This window comes from Nocardioides sp., assembly GCF_041393715.1.
GTDB lineage: Bacteria > Actinomycetota > Actinomycetes > Propionibacteriales > Nocardioidaceae > Nocardioides.
On sequence record NZ_JAWKJQ010000009.1, the window covers coordinates 18,853 to 37,192 of the forward strand.

Consider the following 18,340-nt stretch of genomic DNA (forward strand, 5'->3'; position numbering starts at 1 on the left):
CGATTGCGGGAGCCGCTCCCGACTCGGGTATCGTGTGCGCGCCGGGCCCACCCGGCGACGGCCAGGTAGCTCAGTTGGTACGAGCGTCCGACTGAAAATCGGAAGGTCGGCGGTTCGACCCCGCCCCTGGCCACCCACGGCACCGGCCCGTCACCGTCGAGGTGACGGGCCGGTGCGCTTCGTGGGGGGCTGGCTGAGCGTTCTCAGCCGTCCGAGTCCTCCATGTCCATCCCGGACATGTCGTCGGACATGCCGTCGCTCGGGCTGGCGCTGTGGGTGTGGTAGTGGTCCTCCTCCTCGGTGAACTCCTTGACCGGCGCGGTGACGTCGAGCGTGGTGCCGTCGGAGAACTCCAGGGTCAGGTCGACCTCGTCGCCGGGCGCGAGGTCCTCGGCGAGGCCCATCAGCATCACGTGGTAGCCGCCGGGCATCAGCATCTGCTGCTTGCCGGCGCGGATGGTGACGCCGTCGGCTGCCTCCTGCATCACCATGTGGCCGTCGTCGCCGTCGACCATCTCGTGGACCTGGACCATGCCGGTGACCGGCGAGGTCGCCTTGACCAGGCGGACGTCGGCGTCGGTGTTGTTGGCGATGACCATGAAGGCGGCCGTCATCGAGGGGTCGTCGGTGCCCGTGGTGGCGCGCACCCACGCGTCGCTCACGGTGATCGGGTCACTGGTGCCGCTGGCGGCGCCGGTGTCGTCGGCGGTCTCGCTGCCGCAGCCGGTCAGGCCGACGGCGAGCGCGAGGGTCAGGCCCAGCAGCAGCCGGGCAGGGCGGAACATCATGTGGTCTCCTCAGAGGTCTGGTGAACGCGGCGCGCGGGAAGGCGGCCGCAGCCGCGGCCCGGCGGGCGGCGGCGATGGGTTCAGCAGACGGGCAGCGGAGGACCGCGGCGGCTGAGGTTGCCGCGGCACAGGAGCCAGCGCCGCGGCGCGGCGAGAGGTACGACGGTGCGCGCCGACGCGGGCGCGAGCGGGACGGGCGGCGAGACCAGGCCACCAGCCACGCGAGCATCTCGGCACCGACCAGGAGCAGCAGCGCCCACAGCGCCGCCTCACCGATGGCCAGCCACCCGGCCAGGACCAGCGCTCCGAAGGTGGGCCAGCACCATGCCGGGCCCGATCTGCGTCAGGTGGTCGACCAGGTGGGTGGTCCAGCCCAACGACGGGGCGGCCGGCGGATCGGCGTAGCCGCCCATCATCGCGTCCTCCCAGCTGCCCCCGGCGACCGTGGGCGCGGGTGCCGCCACCGGGTCTCCCCGGTGACCGGCCAGCACGGTCAGCGCCAGGTGGGTCACCGTCTGGCCGAGGAGGGCCAGCCCGAGCAACCCGAGCGCCGACACCCGCCGGCGCAGCACCCAGGCCGCCGACAGCGTGGCGCCCGCCCCGAGCGCGACCAGCGCCCAGGCCGACGGCAGCAGCCCGTCGGCGGAGGCGTGCGAGACGATGCCGGTGAGCAGGGCGATCGCCCCGAGCAGGCAGGCGCGCAGCCACAGGAGAGCGCCGGTCGCGCGATGCGTCGTCACAGCCGTCCCTCCCCCTCACTGGTGCACGGCGATGCGGCCTCCAGGGTAGGTCACCGTCGCCACGGCCACCCCGGCGGTCACGGCACTGTCATCGAGGTGTCACGGCGCGGTCTCGTCGGTGTTGAGCCGACGGAACATCCCGCGTTGGCCCTTGAAGAGCTTCCGGAACTCCACGGACATCGCGTCGTAGGTCGACCGCAGGCCCGGGTCGGGCGTGAACACCCGCTCCACGGGCACCAGCCCGTGCACCTCGTCACGGGCGATCTCACCGAGGGCCAGGCCGACGGTCAGGCCGCCGCCGCGCAGCCCACCCATCCACGGCTGCTCGACCCGCTCCAGCGTGCGGTCGAGCGTGTCGGCGAGGATCTGGCACCAGACGTCCATGGTCGCGCCGCCCCCGACCAGCCGGATCGGGTCCATCCGCCGGCCGGTGAAGTGCTCGGCGGCCTCCAGGAGCCAGCGCAGGTTGAGCGCGACGCCCTCCATCACCGCCCGCGCCAGCGCAGCCCGGTCGGCGGCCAGCGACAGGTTGTGGAAGCCGCCGCGGGCCCAGCGCGCGTCCACGGGGCTCCGCTCCCCCGACAGCCACGGCGTGAAGAACACCCCGCCGGCGCCGGGGGGCGCCGACGCGGCCAGCGCCGCGAGGTCGTCGTACTCCAGGTCGGGGGCGAAGCTCGCACGGAACCACTCCAGGCAGCGGCCGGCGTTGTCCTGGTTGTCGGCCAGCACGTAGTGGCCGTCGCCGATGCCGGGCACCGCGGCCAGCTGCCGGAAGACGTCGGTCTTCTTGCTCGGCACCGGGCAGCTGATCCACGCCGACGTGCCCAGCGACAGGTGCGTCTGGTGCAGGTCGACGCACCCGGACGCGATCACCGCGTTGTGCAGGTCGGGCGCTCCGGTGACGACCTGCGCGTCGGCGGAGATCCCGATCTCGGCGGCCACGTCGGGCAGCACCGTGCCGACCACGGAGCCGCCGCGCACGAGTGGGGGCAGCCGCGCGGGGTCGACACCGGCGATCCGGAGCAGCACCGGGTCGTAGGCGAGCGTGTCGAGGTCGCGGTTGTCGGTGAGCCAGGCGGCCGTCATCGACATCGCGGTCGCGGTGGCCCGCCCGGTGAAGCGCATCGTGAGATAGTCCACCGGCTCCAGACACCAGCGGGCCTGCTCGAGCACCTCGGGCCGGTCGTGCTGGAGGTGCAGCAGGTGGGCCACCGGGTCGGCGCCGCCGGGACTGGGGACGCCGCCCGACCGGCGCAGCCAGGTCGCCAGCACCGTCGGGGCATAGCCGGAGACCGGCCCCCCGAACCGTTCCCGGGAGTACGCCGCCCCACGGGTGTCGCTCCACATCAGGCACTCCGCGACCGGCACGCCAGCGGCATCCACCGGCACCGTGGAGGCCCACTGCCCGGTCACCGCGACGCCGACGACGTCGGCGCCGTCCACGTGTCCCTCGGCGGTCCCGAGCCGGGCTGCCGAGACGATCGTCCGCCACCACGCCCCGGCGTCCTGCGTCTCCGCGCCGCCGACCGCGTCACCCCGCTCGTACCACGTCCACACCGGCTCACCGGCCAGCGTCACATAGCCGACCTTCGGACCGCCGCTGCCGAGGTCGACCGCCAGCACCAGCCGGTCACGGCCGGTGCGGCTCACCCCTGCTCCGCGGGTGCCGGGTCGGCCAGCGGGGGCACCCCCTGCTGGGTGTCGAGCATCGCGTCCATGAACATCACGATGACATCCTCGATCTCCGACGTCAGCCCTCCGGCCACGCCGCCGTAGATCGCGCCCAGCTCGGCCTCGGCCCCGGCGCCCTGGCGCTCCTTCGCGTAGGCCACCGCCTCGGCCAGGTCGGAGGCGAACGCCTCGGCCACGCCGGGCTGGGTCTGCGGCCGGGTCACCGCCATGTGGATCGCGTTGGGGTACTGCTGGCCGTTGAACCGCCAGCCGCGCGGCCGCATGAAGTCGGCGACGTGGTAGATGTCGAAGGCGTCGGAGGTGAAGGAGAAGCAGAACGTCGGGCTGCCCATCACCCGCAGCTCCGGGTGCGAGCGGACGGTGTCCATCATGGCCGCGGCGGTCCGGAAGATGTCGGCGGCATAGGACCGGTAGCCGGCCCGGCCCAGGTGCACCATCGAGGCCCAGGTGGCAGCGAGCAGCCCGCCGGAGCGCGAGCCGTCCATGCCGGGCGACATGTACTTGCCGCCCGACCAGCCGGTGACGTGGAAGTACTGCGCGTTGCGCAGCGCCTTGTCGCGGAAGACCAGCGTCGAGGTGCCCTTGAAGGCGTAGCCGTACTTGTGGGTGTCGGCGGAGATCGTGGTGACCCCGGGCACCCGGAAGTCGAACGGCGGCACGTCGTAGCCCAGCTCCTCGCCGAACGGCAGGATGAAGCCGCCCAGGCAGCCGTCGACGTGCAGCCCCACGCCGTGCTCCAGCGCCAGGGCGCCCAGCTCCGCGATCGGGTCGATGGTGCCGTAGGGGTAGTTGCCGGCCGACCCGATGATCGCCACGGTGTTGTCGTCGATCGCGGCCTCGATGTCGGCGGGCCGGACGGTCGTGGTCTCCGGGTCGACCGGCACCGTGCGGCACTCGATGCCGAACAGGTGGCAGCCCTTGTCGAACGCCGGGTGCGCGGTCTCCGGCTTGACCACGTTGGGCGAGGTGACCCCGCGGGTGGCCCGGGCGTGGTCGCGATAGGCCAGCAGCGCATGCAGGATGCTGCCGGTGCCGCCGCTGGTGACCAGCCCGGCCGGCTCGCTCCCCTCGACCGCATCGGCGTGCATCAGGTCGAGCACCATCGCGATGATCTCGCCCTCGAACCTGGTCGCCGACGGACACATGTCTCGCTGCAGGGCGTTGACGTGCGCGAACCCCGAGAACGCCTCGGCCAGGAACCGGTAGTGGTCGTGGTCGCCGCAGTACATCGTGCCGGAGATCTTGCCGGTCTCCCAGAACGCGTCCTCCTCCGCCGCCATCGCGGCCAGCTCGGCCAGCAGCTCCTCGCGCGGGCGACCCGTCTCGGGAAGGGTCCGGTGGACGGGGAAGCGGTCGGCGTACGGGTAGTCCATAACATGAATATCGTTCATGTTCAGTCTTGATCGCAACCCCCCCGATGTGGTCAAGTCGTGCGGTGACCTCCTCCGCCCTACGCCGCGAACCCGTGCAGGGACGCAGCCGGGCCCGGGTGGCTGCCATCGTGGCGGCCGCCGAGCGGCTGGTCGTGGCCGAGGGCGTCGACGCCCTCACCATGCGGCGGCTGGCGACCCAGGCCGGCGTCCCCATCGGGTCGGTCTACCAGTTCTTCGCCGACCGCGAGGCGGTGATCGGCCACCTCGTGGCGCAGCACGGGCTGGGCCAGCGGCGGCTCCTGGAGGACATGGCGCCACTGAGCGGCACCCGCCCGTTCCTCGACCTGGTCGAGGAGCTCTTCGACCGGCAGTGCGCCCGGCTGCGCGCCAGTCCGGCGTACGTCGCGATCTGGGTCGCTCGGGCCCTCCCCGTCGAGGAGCAGCAGCGCGACGACGACGACGTCGAGGTGCTGGCCGCGATGCTCGCCGAGCTGGTGGCGACCGAGACCGGGTCCGACCCGTCGGTCGCCGTCCTCACCGGCTGTCGGGTCGCCGTCCAGGCCGCCGACGCGCTGCTCCACCTGGCCTTCCGACTCGACCCCGACGGCGACCCCGACACGCTCGCCGAGGCCACGACCATGCTGCGCCGCTACCTCGAGCACGTCGCCGCCGAGGCGTCGCAGACGGCGCGCTGACGCGTCGCAGACGGGCCCCACTCCTGACGCCCGAGATCCCTCGGCCCTGGGGGCTATGACGCAGGTCACATCCGGGTCATACTGCTCCGGCAGCCGCCCCGCGCGGGGCCGAGTGGGGGGCTCGCTTCCATCGGAGGTTTCGTGAGGTCATCGCGTCTTCGCATCCTGCTCTCGGGTGCCCTGGTCGTCCTCGGTTCGCTGTTCGTGGTCACGGCGCCACAGCCCGCCCAGGCAGACGGGCCGGGCACCGGCCCCGGCTGGGTGGTCACCGTCGGTGACTCCTACATCTCCGGCGAGGCGGGTCGGTGGGCCGGCAACACCAACAAGTCGTCCTCGAGGATCGACGCGCTCGGCAGCACGGCGTACTACGACAACGCCAGCAACACCGCCGAGACGATCTACCGCTGCCACCGCAGCAAGTCGGCCGAGGCCTACGTCGGCTCGCTCAACGGCTACAACCTCGCCTGCTCGGGCGCCAAGACCTCGACGTACACCGACTCGTCGGGCTACTTCAAGCCCGGCCTCGACTTCTACAGCAGCGGCGGGAAGCAGGGGCAGGCCGCGATGCTGCAGTCCTTCGCCGCCGGCCACAACGTCCAGCTCGTCGTGGTCTCGATCGGCGGCAACGACTTCAACTTCGCCGGCATCGTGCAGTCGTGCGTCCAGGACTTCCTGCTCTCTCCCTCCTGGCTCAAGGACTACTGCTACGACGACTCCTCGGTGAAGAAGAACTTCACCTCGACCAACATCGCCACGCAGCGGGCCAAGATCAAGACCGCCCTGCTCAACGTCCGTACGGCGATGCGCAATGCCGGCTACGCCGACACGCAGTGGACGATGGTCGTGCAGAACTACCCCTCGCCGCTGCCCGGCGGCTCGGGTCTGCGCTACTCCCAGAGCGGCTACACCCGGCAGAGCGTCGGCGGCTGCGGGTTCTGGAACAAGGACGCCGACTGGGCCAACGCCACCGCACTGCCGACGATCAACGGCGCGGTCTTCGGCGGTCTGGCCGACAGCGGCATCGGCAACGCCCGCACCCTCGACCTGAGCGCCGCCATGAACGGGCGGCGGCTGTGCGAGAACACCGTCGGTCTCCTCGAGGAGAAGGGCCTGACCTCGTGGACCCAGGCCGGCGCCGTCGACCAGACCGAGTGGATCAACCAGATCCGCACCGTCTCGACCGCGACCACCAGCTACTACATCCAGGAGTCCCTGCACCCGAACTACTGGGGCCAGATGGCGCTGCGCTCCTGCCTGCGGCAGGCCTGGAACGGCGGGGCGCCGCGCGGCGGCTCCTGCCGGATCGCGGGCACCGGGCTGGTGTCGGGAGAACCCAGGATGTCGCTGGGCTGAGCCGGCGGCACGGACCCCGACCCGGTCCCACGGCTGAGTGGGCGTACTCACCCAGGTTGAGCAGGAGATCAACCACCGTCGGGGCGGTGGCAGCGAAAGACTGTCCTCATGAGGACGTACGCCGACGCGCGCCACTGCCCCGACTGTGGCAACCCCCTCCCCGACGACCCGAGGCGATGCCCCGCGTGCGGTCTGAGCCTGGTCGGGCCGGTGGCCGCCTCGCTCTTCGCCACCTTCCAGCAGGCGGACCGGCTGCTCGCCCAGCTGCGCGCCCAGCCTGCCGACGCGGATCTCCCGCTGCCGCCGACCCCACCCGCCCGTCCTGTCCCCGCTGCCGTCCCCCCTGCCGTCGCCTCGGGCGACCTGCCCGGGTCGGGTCCCCAGCCGATCCCGGCCGGTGCCCCCGAGCGCCCCGGCCTGGGCGGCGCCTCCGTGCCGCGCATCCTGCTCACCCTGGGCGCGCTGTGCCTGCTGGCGGCGGCGGTGACGTTCCTCGCGGTGGCGTGGGAGATCCTGGGCGTCGGCGGTCGCACCGCCGTCCTGGTCGGCTTCACCCTCACCGCGGGCGCGCTGACGGCGTGGCTCTTCCGGCGCGGGCTGCGGATCGCCGCCGAGTCGCTCAGCGTGGTCACGGCCGGGCTGCTGACCCTGGACCTGGTCGGCGCCGCCGACGCCGGCTGGATCGGCGCGTCCGACGGCGGCCTGGTGCTGCTCATCGGCGTCGTCCTCGGCTCCCTCGGGATCGCGGCCACCGCGGCCACGCGGAGGACCGCGCCGCTCGTCGCGCCGCAGATCGTCGGCGCTCTGGGGTGGGCCGTCGCGCCGGCCGGCGCGCTCGACCTGACCGACCACGAGAGCGTCGTCCTGCTGGTCGCCACGATCGCGCTCGCGGCCCTGGCCGGGATCTGCTTCCGCGCCCGGATCGGCGTGGTCGGCTGGCTGCTCGCACCGCTCGCCGCCCTCTGGTGGAGCGGCCTGGTGCTGACCGGCCTGGTCCGGCTGGCCGACCACCAGGACGCCGGTGACCTGTGGCGGGGTGGACACCCCTGGCCGCTGTTGGCGGCCGCCCTGGTGCTGGCGGCCGCGGCGGCGGTGCTGCGCGACCGGCAGCCGTTCGCTGCCGTCGGAGCCGGCGTGGCCACCGGCATGGCGATGCTCCCCGCGGTCTCTCCGGTCCTCGACAACTCCGCCACCCAGGCGGCACTCGCTACCCTCGCGGTCGCGGGAGTGTTCGTGGTCGCCGGATTCCTGCTCCCGGGACAGTGGCGTCCCGGCGTGCTGCTGCCGATGCTCGCCGCGCTGGTCGTGCCGACGCTGGTCGCCGTGGCCCTCGCCTCGGAGGCGGCCGAGGCGCTCGTCAGCACGGGGTCGGCATGGACGCGCGCGGCCTCGGTGCGGCTTCCCGACCAGGCGCCCTCGGCCGACCCACTGCTGTTGCCGCTGACCGCCGTGATGCTGCTCGCGGCCGTCGCGGTGCTGGTCCAGCTCCGGCTGCCGGTCCGAGGTCTGGTGCGCGGCCTCGGCTGGCCGTTGGTCGTGGTCGCCGCCACCCCCGTGGCCCTCGCCGCCGTCGCCGCGCTGAGCCTGTACGCCGTCCCGCTGGCGCTGCCGGTCGGGGCCCTGCTGGCGCTCGGCACCGGCCTGGTCGCCGCCTTCCTCCCGATCCCGGCGGGGCGCGGCGGCGCCGGCCACCTGGCCGCGGCGGTCGCGCTGGCCGCCGGCCTGGTCGCCTCCCTGCCGAGCGTGGTGCTGACCCTGGTCAGCCTTGTCGTCGTCCTCGGTGCGGGCGCCGCAGCGGCCGTGCGCGCCGTCCGGGCCGAGTCTCGGATGGTCGCCCTGGCCTCGGTGCCGCTGACCGTCGGCGCGCTGGCGTGGACGCTCGGTGAGCTGGGCGGCCTCCAAGAGGCCTGGCGGGCGACCGCCGCGCTGCTCCTGCTCGGCGCCTTGGCGCTCTGGCGGCCGCGGCCGACCGTGGAGGTGCCGGCGGCGCTCGCCGGGCTGGTGACGTCGGCCGCGTCGGTGGGCTTCGCCTTCGGCCACAGCGAGTCTCAGGGCCTGGTCGTGCTGGCCCTGGACCTCACCGTCGCCGGCGCGCTGGTCACCGCCTCGTCGTTGGCACACCCGCACCGACGGGTGCTGGCGGTGCCGGGCGGGCTGCTGCTGGCCATGGCCACCTGGGTGCGGCTCTACGACCTGGGGGTCACCGCCCCCGAGGCCTACACGCTGCCCTCCGCGCTGGTCCTCCTCGCCCTGGGCGTGTGGCACCTGCGCCGGCACCCCAGCGCCGCGACTCTCCGGGTCCTCGGCCCCGGTCTCACGCTGGCGACCGTCCCCTCGCTCCTCTGGGCGCTGGAAGAGCCGGAGTCGTGGCGGGCGCTGCTCCTCGGGCTCGCCGCGCTGGGGCTGGTGCTGGCCGGCGTCCGCCTGCGGTGGACGGCGCCGCTCGTCGTCGGCGCGGTGGTCGGCGCGGTGCTCGTCGTTCGCGAGGTCGGACCGTACGCCGTCGACCTGCCGCCGTGGCTGGTGATCGCCGTGGCCGGCGCGACGCTGACCGCGGTCGGTGTCACCTGGGAGGCCCGGATGCGCGACGTCCGGCGGGCCGGGCGCTATCTGGCGGCGCTCCGCTGAGCCCTCGGGAGGCAGCCTCCGGTGCGGCCCCCATAAACCGCACCGGACCCGAGGACGTCCCGAGTCCGTCTGCAGAAGGCCTGGCCATCTCCCGATCGGCGAGAACGCCGATCACCCACCATCGGTGCCTGAACTCTGACCGTTTTTACCCGCGATTTCCAGGCAATCGCGGGCAGCCGTGGAAGGACTGGACCACATGGCAAAACAACCGACCGCGGCGGCGGGCCGGGCGGTCGGAGAGGCGGCAGGGTCGGTCAGAGCCTGGTCAGCCGCGTGGGGGGTCGGCGTACTCCGACCATTCGTCCTCGGCGTCGTCGTCGGTCTCCTCGACCGCGTCGGACTCGCCGTGCAGCTCCCGTGCCAGCGCCCCGAAGTCCGTCTCGTGGGTGCGGTACTTCAGGTCGCGTGCGACCTTCGTCTGCTTCGCCTTCGCTCGGCCGCGCCCCATAGGGTCGACCCCCTCGCACTTGGCCGGGGCTCAGGTGCTGCCTGACCCCGGTCTACTGATCGGTTTCTCGTGGGGGCAACGCTACCTGCTCCATGGGTGTTCCCGCACACCGGCAAGCCAATTTCCGTGACGTTGTCGGCCCGAAAATCCGCGCGCCCGCCACGCGGCGACGGTCACCAGCCGGAATGCTGCCCCACGAGCCGCACCCGACCCCCCTCGTCGGGCTCCGCGGCGGCCACCTCACCGGCGGCCCAGGCCCGCACCCCCGCCGCCGCGAGCACCGCCACGGCCGCGTCGACAGCGTCGGGGGGCAGCAGCGCCACCATGCCCACCCCGAGGTTGAGGGTCTGCTCGAGATCGGGCTGCGGGACCTCGCCGACCCGCCGGACCAGGTCGAACACCGGCGCGGGGCGCCAGGTGGAACGGTCGACGGTCGCGGTCAGCTCGACCGGCAGCACCCGCTCGAGGTTGCCGGCCAGGCCGCCCCCGGTGATGTGCGACATCGCGTGCACCTCGGTCGCCGCGGCGAGCGCGAGACACGCCTTGGCATAGATCCGGGTCGGCTCCAGCAGCTCCTCGCCCAGGGTGCGGCCCAGCTCGTCGACGTGCCGGTCGAGGCTCCAGCCGGCGCCGGTGAGCAGCACATGACGCACCAGGGAGTAGCCGTTGGAGTGCAGCCCGCTGGACTCCATGGCGAGGACGACGTCACCCGGCCGCACCCTGCCCGGCCCGAGCAGCGCGTCGGCCTCCACGACGCCGGTCGTGGCTCCCGCGACGTCGTACTCGTCCGGGTCGAGCAGCCCCGGGTGCTCGGCGGTCTCGCCGCCGATCAGCGCGCAGCCGGCCTCGATGCAGGCCTCCGCGATGCCCTTGACGATCGCCGCGATCCGCTCGGGCTCGACGCGTCCGGTGGCGATGTAGTCGGTGAGGAAGAGCGGCTCCGCCCCGCAGACGACCAGGTCGTCGACCAGCATCCCGACCAGGTCGAAGCCGATGGTGTCGTGCTTGTCGAGGGCCTGCGCGATGGCGACCTTGGTGCCGACACCGTCGGCCGAGGTGGCCAGCAGCGGACGGGTGTAGGCCTTGAGCGCGCTCGCGTCGAACAGGCCGGCGAAGCCGCCGATGCCGCCGATCATCTCCGGCCGCCGGGCCTTCTCGACCCAGGTCTTCATCAGCTGCACGGCCTTGTCGCCCGCCTCGATGGAGACCCCGGCCTGGGCGTAGGCGGACTGGTCGGCGGGGTCGGTCACGAGGCTCCTCGGGGCGGCGTACGTCGGGTCAGGGGTTGTTGAAGACCGGCAGCGTGTCGGCGCGCAGCGAGGTCTCGAGCAGGTGCTTGCCGAGCTGGGACTCGTCGGGCAACGGGATGGGGTACTCCCCGGTGAAGCAGGCGGAGCACAGGCTCGCCGCCGGCTGGCCGGTGGACTCGATCATCCCCTCCAGCGTGATGTAGCCGAGCGAGTCGGCGCCGATGCTGGCGCGGATCTCCTCGATGTCGAGGCCGTTGGCGATCAGCTCGGCCCGGGTCGCGAAGTCGATGCCGTAGAAGCAGGGCCACTTCACCGGCGGGGAGGAGATGCGCACGTGCACCTCGGTGGCGCCGGCCTCGCGCAGCATCCGCACCTGGGCGCGCTGGGTGTTGCCGCGCACGATCGAGTCGTCGACCACCACGATCCGCTTGCCGCGGATCATGTGCTCGAGGGCGTTGAGCTTGAGCCGGATGCCGAGCTGGCGCAGCGTCTGGCTGGGCTGGATGAAGGTGCGACCGACGTAGGAGTTCTTGACGAAGCCCTGGCCGAACGGGATGCCCGACTCCTCGGCGTAGCCGGTGGCGGCAGGCGTGCCCGACTCGGGCACCGGCATCACCATGTCGGCGTCGACCGGGAACTCCCGGGCCAGCCGCCGGCCCATCTCGACGCGCGCCTCGTGGACGCTGCGGCCGCCCATGGTGGCGTCGGGGCGGGCGAGGTAGACGTACTCGAACACGCAGCTCTTCGGCACCTGCGGTGCGAAGTGGCGCGAGCGCAGGCCGTCCTCGTTGATGATGATCAGCTCACCCGGCTCGAGCTCGCGGACCACACTGGCGCCGATCGTGGCCAGCGCCGCGTCCTCACTCGCGACCACCCAGCCGCGGTCGAGGCGGCCCAGCACCAACGGGCGGATGCCCTGGGGGTCGCGGGCGGCGTAGAGGGTGTTCTCGTCCATGAACACGAACGAGTAGGCGCCGTGCACCCGCGGCAGCAGGTCGACCGCGCGGTCCTCCACGGTCTGGCCCGCGTGGTGGGCGAGCAGGGAGGTGACGACCGAGGTGTCGTTGGTGGAGTCGCCCGGCAGCTTCACGTGCAGGTCGAGCTCACCCTCGAGGCCACCGAGGTCCTCGACCATCTTGGCCAGGTCGCCGGTGTTGATCAGGTTGCCGTTGTGGGCCAGCGCGATCGAGCCGTCGGCCGTCGGGTGGAACGTCGGCTGCGCGTTGTGCCAGACCGACGAGCCGGTCGTGGAGTAGCGGCTGTGGCCGATCGCGACGTGCCCCTTGAGCGACTCGAGCGTCGACTCGTCGAAGACCTGGGACACCAGGCCCATGTCCTTGTAGACCAGGATCTGCCGGCCGTTGCTGACCGCGATGCCCGCCGACTCCTGGCCGCGGTGCTGCAGCGCGTAGAGGCCGAAGTAGGTGAGCTTCGCGACGTCCTCACCGGGGGCCCAGACGCCGAATACGCCGCACACGTGGGGGAGTCTACGGGGTCACCCGGCGGGCGTACGACGGCGCGCGCGGGGTGACCCGTCTCTGGTCGTCCCGGAGCCCCCGGAGGGGGCCAGGGCAGCCAGTCGTCGGTGGCTGTCGAGCAGCATCGCGGGGAGGCCCTCGTCGGCGGGGCCCTCGAGCCAGCGGGCGAACCCGACCCGGAACGCCACGCCCCCCGCCTCGGCTGCCAGCGTCGCCTCCGGCTCGAGGGCACTCGATGCGGACGGGAATCCCATCGACGGCGTCGAGGTGTCCACGGCGTTCGGCAGCGACCGCGGCTCCCTGCTCGTGCCGGCGCACAGCGCCGTGCTCGACATCCTGCGGTTCCGGGGCCGGGGGGTCGGTCGGGTGGCGGACGTCGAGGCGACGGTCTCCGACCTCACGACACAGGCGGGTGCGAAGGTGGCCTACCCCGAGGTCGAGTACCTCGACGACTCGGGCGCCGCGGTGTCGAGATCCCCACGAAGCCGAGCGCGCGCGGCCGGATCGGCAGCGCCAAGGCGTTCCTCGCCGCCGGCTGAGAAGCCGCCCGGCTCGCAGCCCGGCGTGCGGGAGGATGGCGACATGTACATCCCCCGGTTCACCGCGATCGACGACGACCAGGCACGGGCGCTGGTCGAGTCGGCCGGGAGCGCGGAGCTGGTGACGGTGGGTGACGACGGGTTCCCGCTGGCGACCCGGCTGCCCGTCCTCTGGCAGGGGGACCGGCTGATCTGCCACCTGGCGATCGCGAACCCGCACTGGCGCTCGATCCGGCCTGGGTCGCCGGCACTGGCGGTCGTCACCGGGCCGGAGGCCTACGTGTCTCCCGGTTGGTACGCCGCCAAGGCCGAGCACGGCCGGGTGGTCCCGACCTGGAACTACTCCGCCGTGCACCTGATCGGGCGCGCCACGGTGCACCGCGACGCCGCGTGGCTGCGCGAGGCGGTGACCGCGCTCACCGACCGGCACGAGGGCCTCCGCCCCGAGCCCTGGGCCGTCACCGACGCTCCGGAAGCGTTCGTGGACCAGCAGCTCCGCGCGATCGTCGGCGTCGAGCTGGTCGTGGAGCGGGTGGAGGGCAAGGCCAAACGCAGCCAGAACCGCTCCGAGGCCGACCGGCTCGGTGTGATCGCCGGGTTGGCCGGCGGGTCGTCGTCCGAGCAGGCGATGGCGGCGCAGATGCGAGCCGACCTCGCCACGGACACGGCGGCCGCGGACCGCTAGCTCGGTGGGCTACCCGCCCAGTCGCTGCAGGAGCAGCGCGTGGGCGAGGACGACCCGCTCCCACTCGGCGAGGTGCAGGCCCTCGTTGGCGCCGTGGGCGCGGGTGTCGGGGTCCTCGACGCCGGTGACCAGCACCGAGGCCTGAGGGAACGCCTCGAGGAACTCCGCGATGAACGGGATCGAGCCGCCGACGCCCATGTCGACGGGGACGACGCCGTCCCAGGCCTCGGCGAAGGCGCCGCGCGCCACGTCGTACGCCGGTCCGGTGGCGTCGATGGCGGTGGCCTCGCCGGTGTCGACGGGAGTGACGGAGAGCTGGGCGCCCCAGGGGACGTGCTGCTCGAGGTGGTCGCGGAGCCGGGCGAGTGCGTTCTCGCAGGTGTCGCCCGGGGCGACCCGCATCGAGATCTTGGCGCGGGCGGCGGGGACCAGCGGGTTGGAGGCGCCGGCGACCTGGGGGGCGTCCAGGCCGGTGATGGAGAGCGCGGGCTTGGTCCAGAGCCGCTCGACCGCGCTGCCGTCGCCGATCCACTCGACGCCGGGGGCGATGCCGCTCTCGGCGCGCAGCCGCTCCTCGGGGTAGTCGACGTCGGCGGCCGGACCGCCGACCAGACCCGCGACGGCGACGTTGCCGGCGTCGTCGTGGAGGGTGGCGATCAGCCGCGAGAGCGTGATCAGCGCGTCGGGGACCAGCCCGCCCCACATGCCGGAGTGGACGGCATGGGTGAGCGTGCGCACCTCGACGTCGACCCGGACCAGCCCGCGCAGCGAGGTGGTCAGCGCCGGCACGCCGATGTCCCAGTTGCCGGAGTCGGCGATCACGATCACGTCGGCCGCGAGCCTGTCGTGGTGGGCCTTCAGGAAGGCGGGCAGGCTCTCGGAGCCGACCTCCTCCTCGCCCTCGATGAAGACGGTGACGTTGACCGGCAGGTCCTCGCCCAGCATCCGCAGCGCCCCGAGGTGGGTGGCGATGCCGGCCTTGTCGTCGGCCGCACCGCGGGCATAGAGCCGCTCACCGCGTTCGGTCGGCTCCCAGGGCGGGGAGTCCCAGGTGGCGTGGTCGCCCTCGGGCTGCACGTCATGGTGGGCATAGAGCAGCACCGTCGGAGCGCCCTCCGGCCCCTGCTTGTGGCCGACCACGGCCGGCGCACCGCCGTCGACGGAGAGGATCTCGACGTCGAACCCCTCGGCGGCGAACAGGTCGCGCACCGCCTCGGCGCTGCGCTGCACCTCTCCCGCCCGCTCGGGGTCGGCGCTGACCGACTGGATCCGGATCAGGTCCTCCAGGTCACGGCGGCAGCCGGGGAGGACGTCGGCGAGGCGGGCACGCAGGTCGGTCATGGTCGCCACCCTAGTGAGGGCGGGGTGCGGTGGCGCCCGGGGGCGGGGGTTGGCTCCTCCGAGGAGCCAATTCGTCGAAATGGAGGCCGAAATCTGCGATTTCGCTCCTCGGAGGAGTCACCCCACCCCACCCACCGCCCGACACGCCGGTCGGATTGTCCGACAATAATTGGACCGGCACGCCCTCCGGGTGAGAGCATCACGGCATGGCTCCTGACACCCACGTCGAGACGGTCCTCGACAGCTTCACCGACGGCGAGACCCGCACCCACATCGAGCTCACCGAGGACTTCGCGGCGCACAACTACCACCCCCTCCGGGTGGTGCTCGCCCACGGCGAGGGCGCCTGGGTGACCGACGTCGAGGGACGTCGCTACCTCGACTGCCTGGCGGGCTACTCCGCACTCAACTTCGGGCACGGCCATCCCCGGCTGCTGGCCCGCGCCCACGAGCAGCTCGACCGGCTGACGCTGACCAGCCGGGCGTTCTACAACGACCAGCTCGGGCCCTTCTCGCGCGACCTGGCCGAGCTCACCGGCAAGGAGATGATCCTGCCGATGAACACCGGCGCGGAGGCCGTGGAGACCGCCATCAAGGTGAGCCGCAAGTGGGGCTACCTCGTCAAGGGCGTCCCGGAGAACCAGGCCACCATCGTCGCGATGGAGGGCAACTTCCACGGCCGCACCACGACGATCGTGAGCTTCTCGACCGACACGGTCGCGACCGCCGGCTATGCGCCGTACACCCCCGGATTCCGGCTGGTTCCCTACGGCGACGTCGAGGCGCTCGAGGCCGCCATCGACGACACCACGGTCGCCGTGCTGCTCGAGCCGATCCAGGGCGAGGGCGGTGTGATCATCCCGCCGGAGGGCTACCTCCAGCAGGTGCGGGCGCTGTGCAACCGGACCGAGGTGCTGATGGTCGCCGACGAGATCCAGTCGGGACTGGCACGCACCGGCCGCACCTTCGCGTGCGACCACGAGGACGTCGTGCCCGACATCTACGTGCTGGGCAAGGCGCTGGGCGGTGGCCTCTACCCCGTCTCCGCGATCGCCGCCGACGGTGACGTGCTGTCGGTGATCACGCCGGGCACCCACGGCTCGACGTTCGGCGGCAACCCGCTCGCCGCCGCGATCGGCCGCGAGGTCGTCGCGATGCTGTCGGAGGGCGAGTTCCAGAAGCGCGCCGCGACGTTGGGCTCCTACCTCGCCGACGGGCTCGGCGAGCTCGTCGGCCAGGGCATCGACGAGGTGCGGGTGCGCGGCCTGTGGGCCGGCGTCGACGTCTCCCCCGACCTGACCACCGGCCGCCACGTCTGCGAGCAGCTGCTCGACCACGGCATCCTGGCCAAGGAGGCGCACGGCCAGACGGTCCGGCTGGCTCCGCCGCTGGTGGCCACCGAGGAGGACCTCGACGTGCTGCTCGCCGCGTTCCGGGAGATCTGCGCGAGCTGACCCCGAGCCGGAGCTACTGGTAGACGATCGTCTCGCAGTCGAAGAACACGTCGCCCGGGTCGCGGCCCTTGACGTAGAGCTTGTCCTTGCCGGGACCGCACAGGACCAGGTCCTGGATGCCGTCCCGGACCAGCTTGATGGTGTCGTTGCCGGGGCCCGCGTCGATCGTGTCGCCACCCTTGCCGGGCAGCAGCAGGTCGTTGCCGCGGCCGCCGTAGAGCGTGTCGTTGTCGCGTCCGCCCTCCAGGCGGTCGGGACCGGCCTTGCCGTAGAGCTTGTCGCCCCCGGTGTACCCGCGGATGAGGTCGGCGTTCTTGGTGCCGGTCAGGACGTCGTTGTCGCCGCCCCCGTTGACGGTCTTGGCGGACGCGGCCGGCGCCACCGCCAGGGCACACCCCAGCACGACCACGGCGGGCACGACGCGAAGCAGCATGCCGTCCATGCTCGCCGTGGCCCGCGGCCGCTGTCCGCCGAACCGGGAGCTCACCCGCGACTGGTTCAGACCAGTGGGAGGTACGCCGACAGGTCGGCCCGCTCGCCGCTGGCGCGGACCCGGCCCTCGGCCTCGGCCTCGCGCCAGGAGGTGACGCCGGTGGCCAGCGCGACCCAGGTGTCGGCGTCCAGCTCGACCACCGCCGGGGGCGTGCCGCGGGTGTGCCGCACCCCCTCGACGGCCTGTGCCGCGGCGTACGGCGGCACCCGCACCTCCACCGAGCGACCGGGCGCGCGGCGCACCAGCAGCGCCAGGAAGTGCTTGGTCAGCAGCCGCTCGTCGTCACGGCTGCGGTCCGTGCGCGACAGTGCCTCCGCCACGGCGGCCGGGTCGGCGGGCGTCAGCTTGGCGGGCACGGCGGCGAGCCTACGCCGACCGGTGGACCCGCCGAGCCGTCAGTAGCTGCGGAACAGGCGGTCCAGGGTGGGCCAGAGCGACCGAGGCCGGTGTCGTGGGACGGCATCGTCGGCGTAGTACCACCAGAAGTAGCCGCCGACGTAGCGTCTCCCCAGCCGGTGGCGGAGCGTCTGGTGCATGCCGTAGTAGCGCTTCGCGACCCGCTGCTTCTCCGCCAGGGTCGGGTTGCTCGGCAGGCCGTCGCTGCGCCGCTGCGCGCCGATCTCGCCGAAGCCGACGCGGGCGCGGGGGAAGATCCGCTTCAGCGCCGCGAAGGTGCGGCCGACCTTGCGCGCCGACGGCCGCGCCACCGGCTCGCACGCGGTCTCGTAGAAGCTGAGGAACACGTAGTCGACGCCGTGCCTGACCTCCCCCGGCATCCGACGGGCGAAGCGCAGCGTCGCCTCCCAGGGCTTCGCGTAGCAGTCGCGGCTGGGCCAGTAGTTCAGGGTGATCGCCGAGCGGAGGCCGGTGTGCTCCTTCTCGACGACGCGGTAGGCGGCGAGCACCTTGGCGTTGATCCGCCTCGGCCGACCGAGCCACTCGCCGTTGAGCTCGTTGCCGATCTCCCAGAGGTCGATGCGAGCGCCGAACCGGTTGACGTAGGCGCGCGTCCGCTTCCGGTAGGCCGACACCGACAGGGCCCGGACGGCGGTCGAGTCCACGACCTCGCCCATCAGCGAGGCATGCGGCCGGAGCCGGCGTACGGCGCGGGCGTAGGCCGCCGGACCGGTGCCGCGCTGGAACACCAGACGCACGGTCGGGTGCGCCCGGTGAGCAGCCACCGCACGGACAGTCGCGGGCAGCGGGGTGACCCTCTCGAGGGTGAGCCCGTGCAGCGGGAGGGGAAGCGACCGGGGCCGTGCCTGCGCCGACGCCTGGGCCACGACGGGAGGGGGCCGGTGCGGAGCGGTCGGGGCCACCCCGAGCAGACCGATCGCCACCGCCAGCACCACGCCGCGCACCGCCCCATCGTAGGGAGTCGTC

Annotated in this window: 17 protein-coding genes and 1 tRNA gene; 6 read left to right on the forward strand and 12 right to left on the reverse strand. The window is 73.0% G+C overall.

The window, feature by feature from the left end; genetic code table 11:
• Nucleotides 1-59 precede the first annotated feature (59 nt).
• Nucleotides 60-133, forward strand: a tRNA-Phe gene (locus R2740_RS14630).
• Between the two features lie 70 nt (nt 134-203).
• On the opposite strand, the gene R2740_RS14635 is transcribed toward R2740_RS14630, so the two are convergent.
• The 4 genes from R2740_RS14635 to R2740_RS14650 all read right to left on the reverse strand — a co-directional run bounded on the left by R2740_RS14635 (nt 204) and on the right by R2740_RS14650 (nt 4,593).
• Entirely contained in the window at nt 204-788 is a 585-nt protein-coding gene (locus R2740_RS14635) for a copper chaperone PCu(A)C (RefSeq protein ID WP_371303425.1), read from the reverse strand.
• A 269-nt stretch (nt 789-1,057) separates the two neighbouring features.
• A complete protein-coding gene (locus R2740_RS14640; protein ID WP_371303426.1) occupies nt 1,058-1,528 on the reverse strand; it encodes a hypothetical protein in 471 nt (156 codons plus the stop codon).
• A 99-nt stretch (nt 1,529-1,627) separates the two neighbouring features.
• Nucleotides 1,628-3,178: an FGGY-family carbohydrate kinase gene (locus R2740_RS14645; RefSeq protein WP_371303427.1), complete on the reverse strand. Its 1,551-nt coding sequence runs from the start codon at nt 3,176-3,178 to the stop codon at nt 1,628-1,630.
• Nucleotides 3,175-4,593 carry an aspartate aminotransferase family protein gene (locus R2740_RS14650; protein WP_371303428.1) on the reverse strand — a complete coding sequence of 473 codons (1,419 nt, stop codon included), beginning with the start codon at nt 4,591-4,593 and terminating at the stop codon, nt 3,175-3,177. Before R2740_RS14650 ends, R2740_RS14645 begins: the two co-directional genes overlap by 4 nt.
• A 62-nt stretch (nt 4,594-4,655) precedes the next feature.
• On the opposite strand from R2740_RS14650, the gene R2740_RS14655 reads away from it, so the two are divergent.
• The 3 genes from R2740_RS14655 to R2740_RS14665 all read left to right on the forward strand — a co-directional run bounded on the left by R2740_RS14655 (nt 4,656) and on the right by R2740_RS14665 (nt 9,269).
• Nucleotides 4,656-5,288, forward strand: a complete 633-nt coding sequence (locus R2740_RS14655) for a TetR family transcriptional regulator (RefSeq protein WP_371303429.1) — start codon at nt 4,656-4,658, stop codon at nt 5,286-5,288.
• Nucleotides 5,289-5,429: 141 nt separating this feature from the next.
• A complete protein-coding gene (locus tag R2740_RS14660; RefSeq protein WP_371303430.1) occupies nt 5,430-6,641 on the forward strand; it encodes a hypothetical protein in 1,212 nt (403 codons plus the stop codon).
• Nucleotides 6,642-6,749: 108 nt separating this feature from the next.
• Nucleotides 6,750-9,269 (forward strand): SCO7613 C-terminal domain-containing membrane protein, encoded by a 2,520-nt coding sequence (locus tag R2740_RS14665; RefSeq protein ID WP_371303431.1) that lies wholly within the window; start codon nt 6,750-6,752, stop codon nt 9,267-9,269.
• Between the two features lie 265 nt (nt 9,270-9,534).
• Here the strand turns inward: R2740_RS14665 and R2740_RS14670 are convergent, their stop codons facing one another.
• From R2740_RS14670 to R2740_RS14685, 4 genes are all read right to left on the reverse strand, one after another.
• A complete protein-coding gene (locus R2740_RS14670; protein WP_371303432.1) occupies nt 9,535-9,717 on the reverse strand; it encodes a DUF3073 domain-containing protein in 183 nt (60 codons plus the stop codon).
• 173 nt (nt 9,718-9,890) lie between these two features.
• Nucleotides 9,891-10,967: a phosphoribosylformylglycinamidine cyclo-ligase gene (gene purM, locus R2740_RS14675; RefSeq protein WP_371303433.1), complete on the reverse strand. Its 1,077-nt coding sequence runs from the start codon at nt 10,965-10,967 to the stop codon at nt 9,891-9,893.
• A gap of 28 nt (nt 10,968-10,995) precedes the next feature.
• Nucleotides 10,996-12,444: an amidophosphoribosyltransferase gene (gene purF, locus R2740_RS14680; protein ID WP_371303434.1), complete on the reverse strand. Its 1,449-nt coding sequence runs from the start codon at nt 12,442-12,444 to the stop codon at nt 10,996-10,998.
• Nucleotides 12,445-12,462: 18 nt separating this feature from the next.
• Nucleotides 12,463-12,699: a hypothetical protein gene (locus R2740_RS14685; RefSeq protein ID WP_371303435.1), complete on the reverse strand. Its 237-nt coding sequence runs from the start codon at nt 12,697-12,699 to the stop codon at nt 12,463-12,465.
• 13 nt (nt 12,700-12,712) lie between these two features.
• Between R2740_RS14685 and R2740_RS14690 the strand changes: the two genes are divergently transcribed.
• Entirely contained in the window at nt 12,713-13,669 is a 957-nt protein-coding gene (locus R2740_RS14690; RefSeq protein ID WP_371303436.1) for an FMN-binding negative transcriptional regulator, read from the forward strand.
• 9 nt (nt 13,670-13,678) lie between these two features.
• Here the strand turns inward: R2740_RS14690 and R2740_RS14695 are convergent, their stop codons facing one another.
• A complete protein-coding gene (locus R2740_RS14695; RefSeq protein ID WP_371303437.1) occupies nt 13,679-15,010 on the reverse strand; it encodes a dipeptidase in 1,332 nt (443 codons plus the stop codon).
• A 206-nt stretch (nt 15,011-15,216) separates the two neighbouring features.
• On the opposite strand from R2740_RS14695, the gene rocD reads away from it, so the two are divergent.
• Nucleotides 15,217-16,464 (forward strand): ornithine--oxo-acid transaminase, encoded by a 1,248-nt coding sequence (rocD, locus tag R2740_RS14700; protein ID WP_371303438.1) that lies wholly within the window; start codon nt 15,217-15,219, stop codon nt 16,462-16,464.
• 13 nt (nt 16,465-16,477) lie between these two features.
• On the opposite strand, the gene R2740_RS14705 is transcribed toward rocD, so the two are convergent.
• The 3 genes from R2740_RS14705 to R2740_RS14715 all read right to left on the reverse strand — a co-directional run bounded on the left by R2740_RS14705 (nt 16,478) and on the right by R2740_RS14715 (nt 18,318).
• Nucleotides 16,478-16,897 carry a calcium-binding protein gene (locus R2740_RS14705; RefSeq protein WP_371303439.1) on the reverse strand — a complete coding sequence of 140 codons (420 nt, stop codon included), beginning with the start codon at nt 16,895-16,897 and terminating at the stop codon, nt 16,478-16,480.
• A gap of 65 nt (nt 16,898-16,962) precedes the next feature.
• Nucleotides 16,963-17,313 (reverse strand): sterol carrier family protein, encoded by a 351-nt coding sequence (locus tag R2740_RS14710; RefSeq protein WP_371303440.1) that lies wholly within the window; start codon nt 17,311-17,313, stop codon nt 16,963-16,965.
• A 39-nt stretch (nt 17,314-17,352) separates the two neighbouring features.
• Entirely contained in the window at nt 17,353-18,318 is a 966-nt protein-coding gene (locus R2740_RS14715; RefSeq protein ID WP_371303441.1) for a Tat pathway signal sequence, read from the reverse strand.
• Between the last annotated feature and the right edge of the window lie 22 nt (nt 18,319-18,340).

Coding starts and splice junctions, on each gene's coding strand:
- R2740_RS14705 (WP_371303439.1), bottom strand. CDS start 16,897: ATGCTGCTTCGCGTCGTGCCCGCCGTGGTCGTGCTGGGGTGTGCCCTG.
- R2740_RS14695 (WP_371303437.1), bottom strand. CDS start 15,010: ATGACCGACCTGCGTGCCCGCCTCGCCGACGTCCTCCCCGGCTGCCGC.
- R2740_RS14635 (WP_371303425.1), bottom strand. CDS start 788: ATGATGTTCCGCCCTGCCCGGCTGCTGCTGGGCCTGACCCTCGCGCTC.
- R2740_RS14670 (WP_371303432.1), bottom strand. CDS start 9,717: ATGGGGCGCGGCCGAGCGAAGGCGAAGCAGACGAAGGTCGCACGCGAC.
- rocD (WP_371303438.1), top strand. CDS start 15,217: ATGGCTCCTGACACCCACGTCGAGACGGTCCTCGACAGCTTCACCGAC.
- R2740_RS14685 (WP_371303435.1), bottom strand. CDS start 12,699: ATGGGATTCCCGTCCGCATCGAGTGCCCTCGAGCCGGAGGCGACGCTG.
- R2740_RS14665 (WP_371303431.1), top strand. CDS start 6,750: ATGAGGACGTACGCCGACGCGCGCCACTGCCCCGACTGTGGCAACCCC.
- R2740_RS14650 (WP_371303428.1), bottom strand. CDS start 4,593: ATGGACTACCCGTACGCCGACCGCTTCCCCGTCCACCGGACCCTTCCC.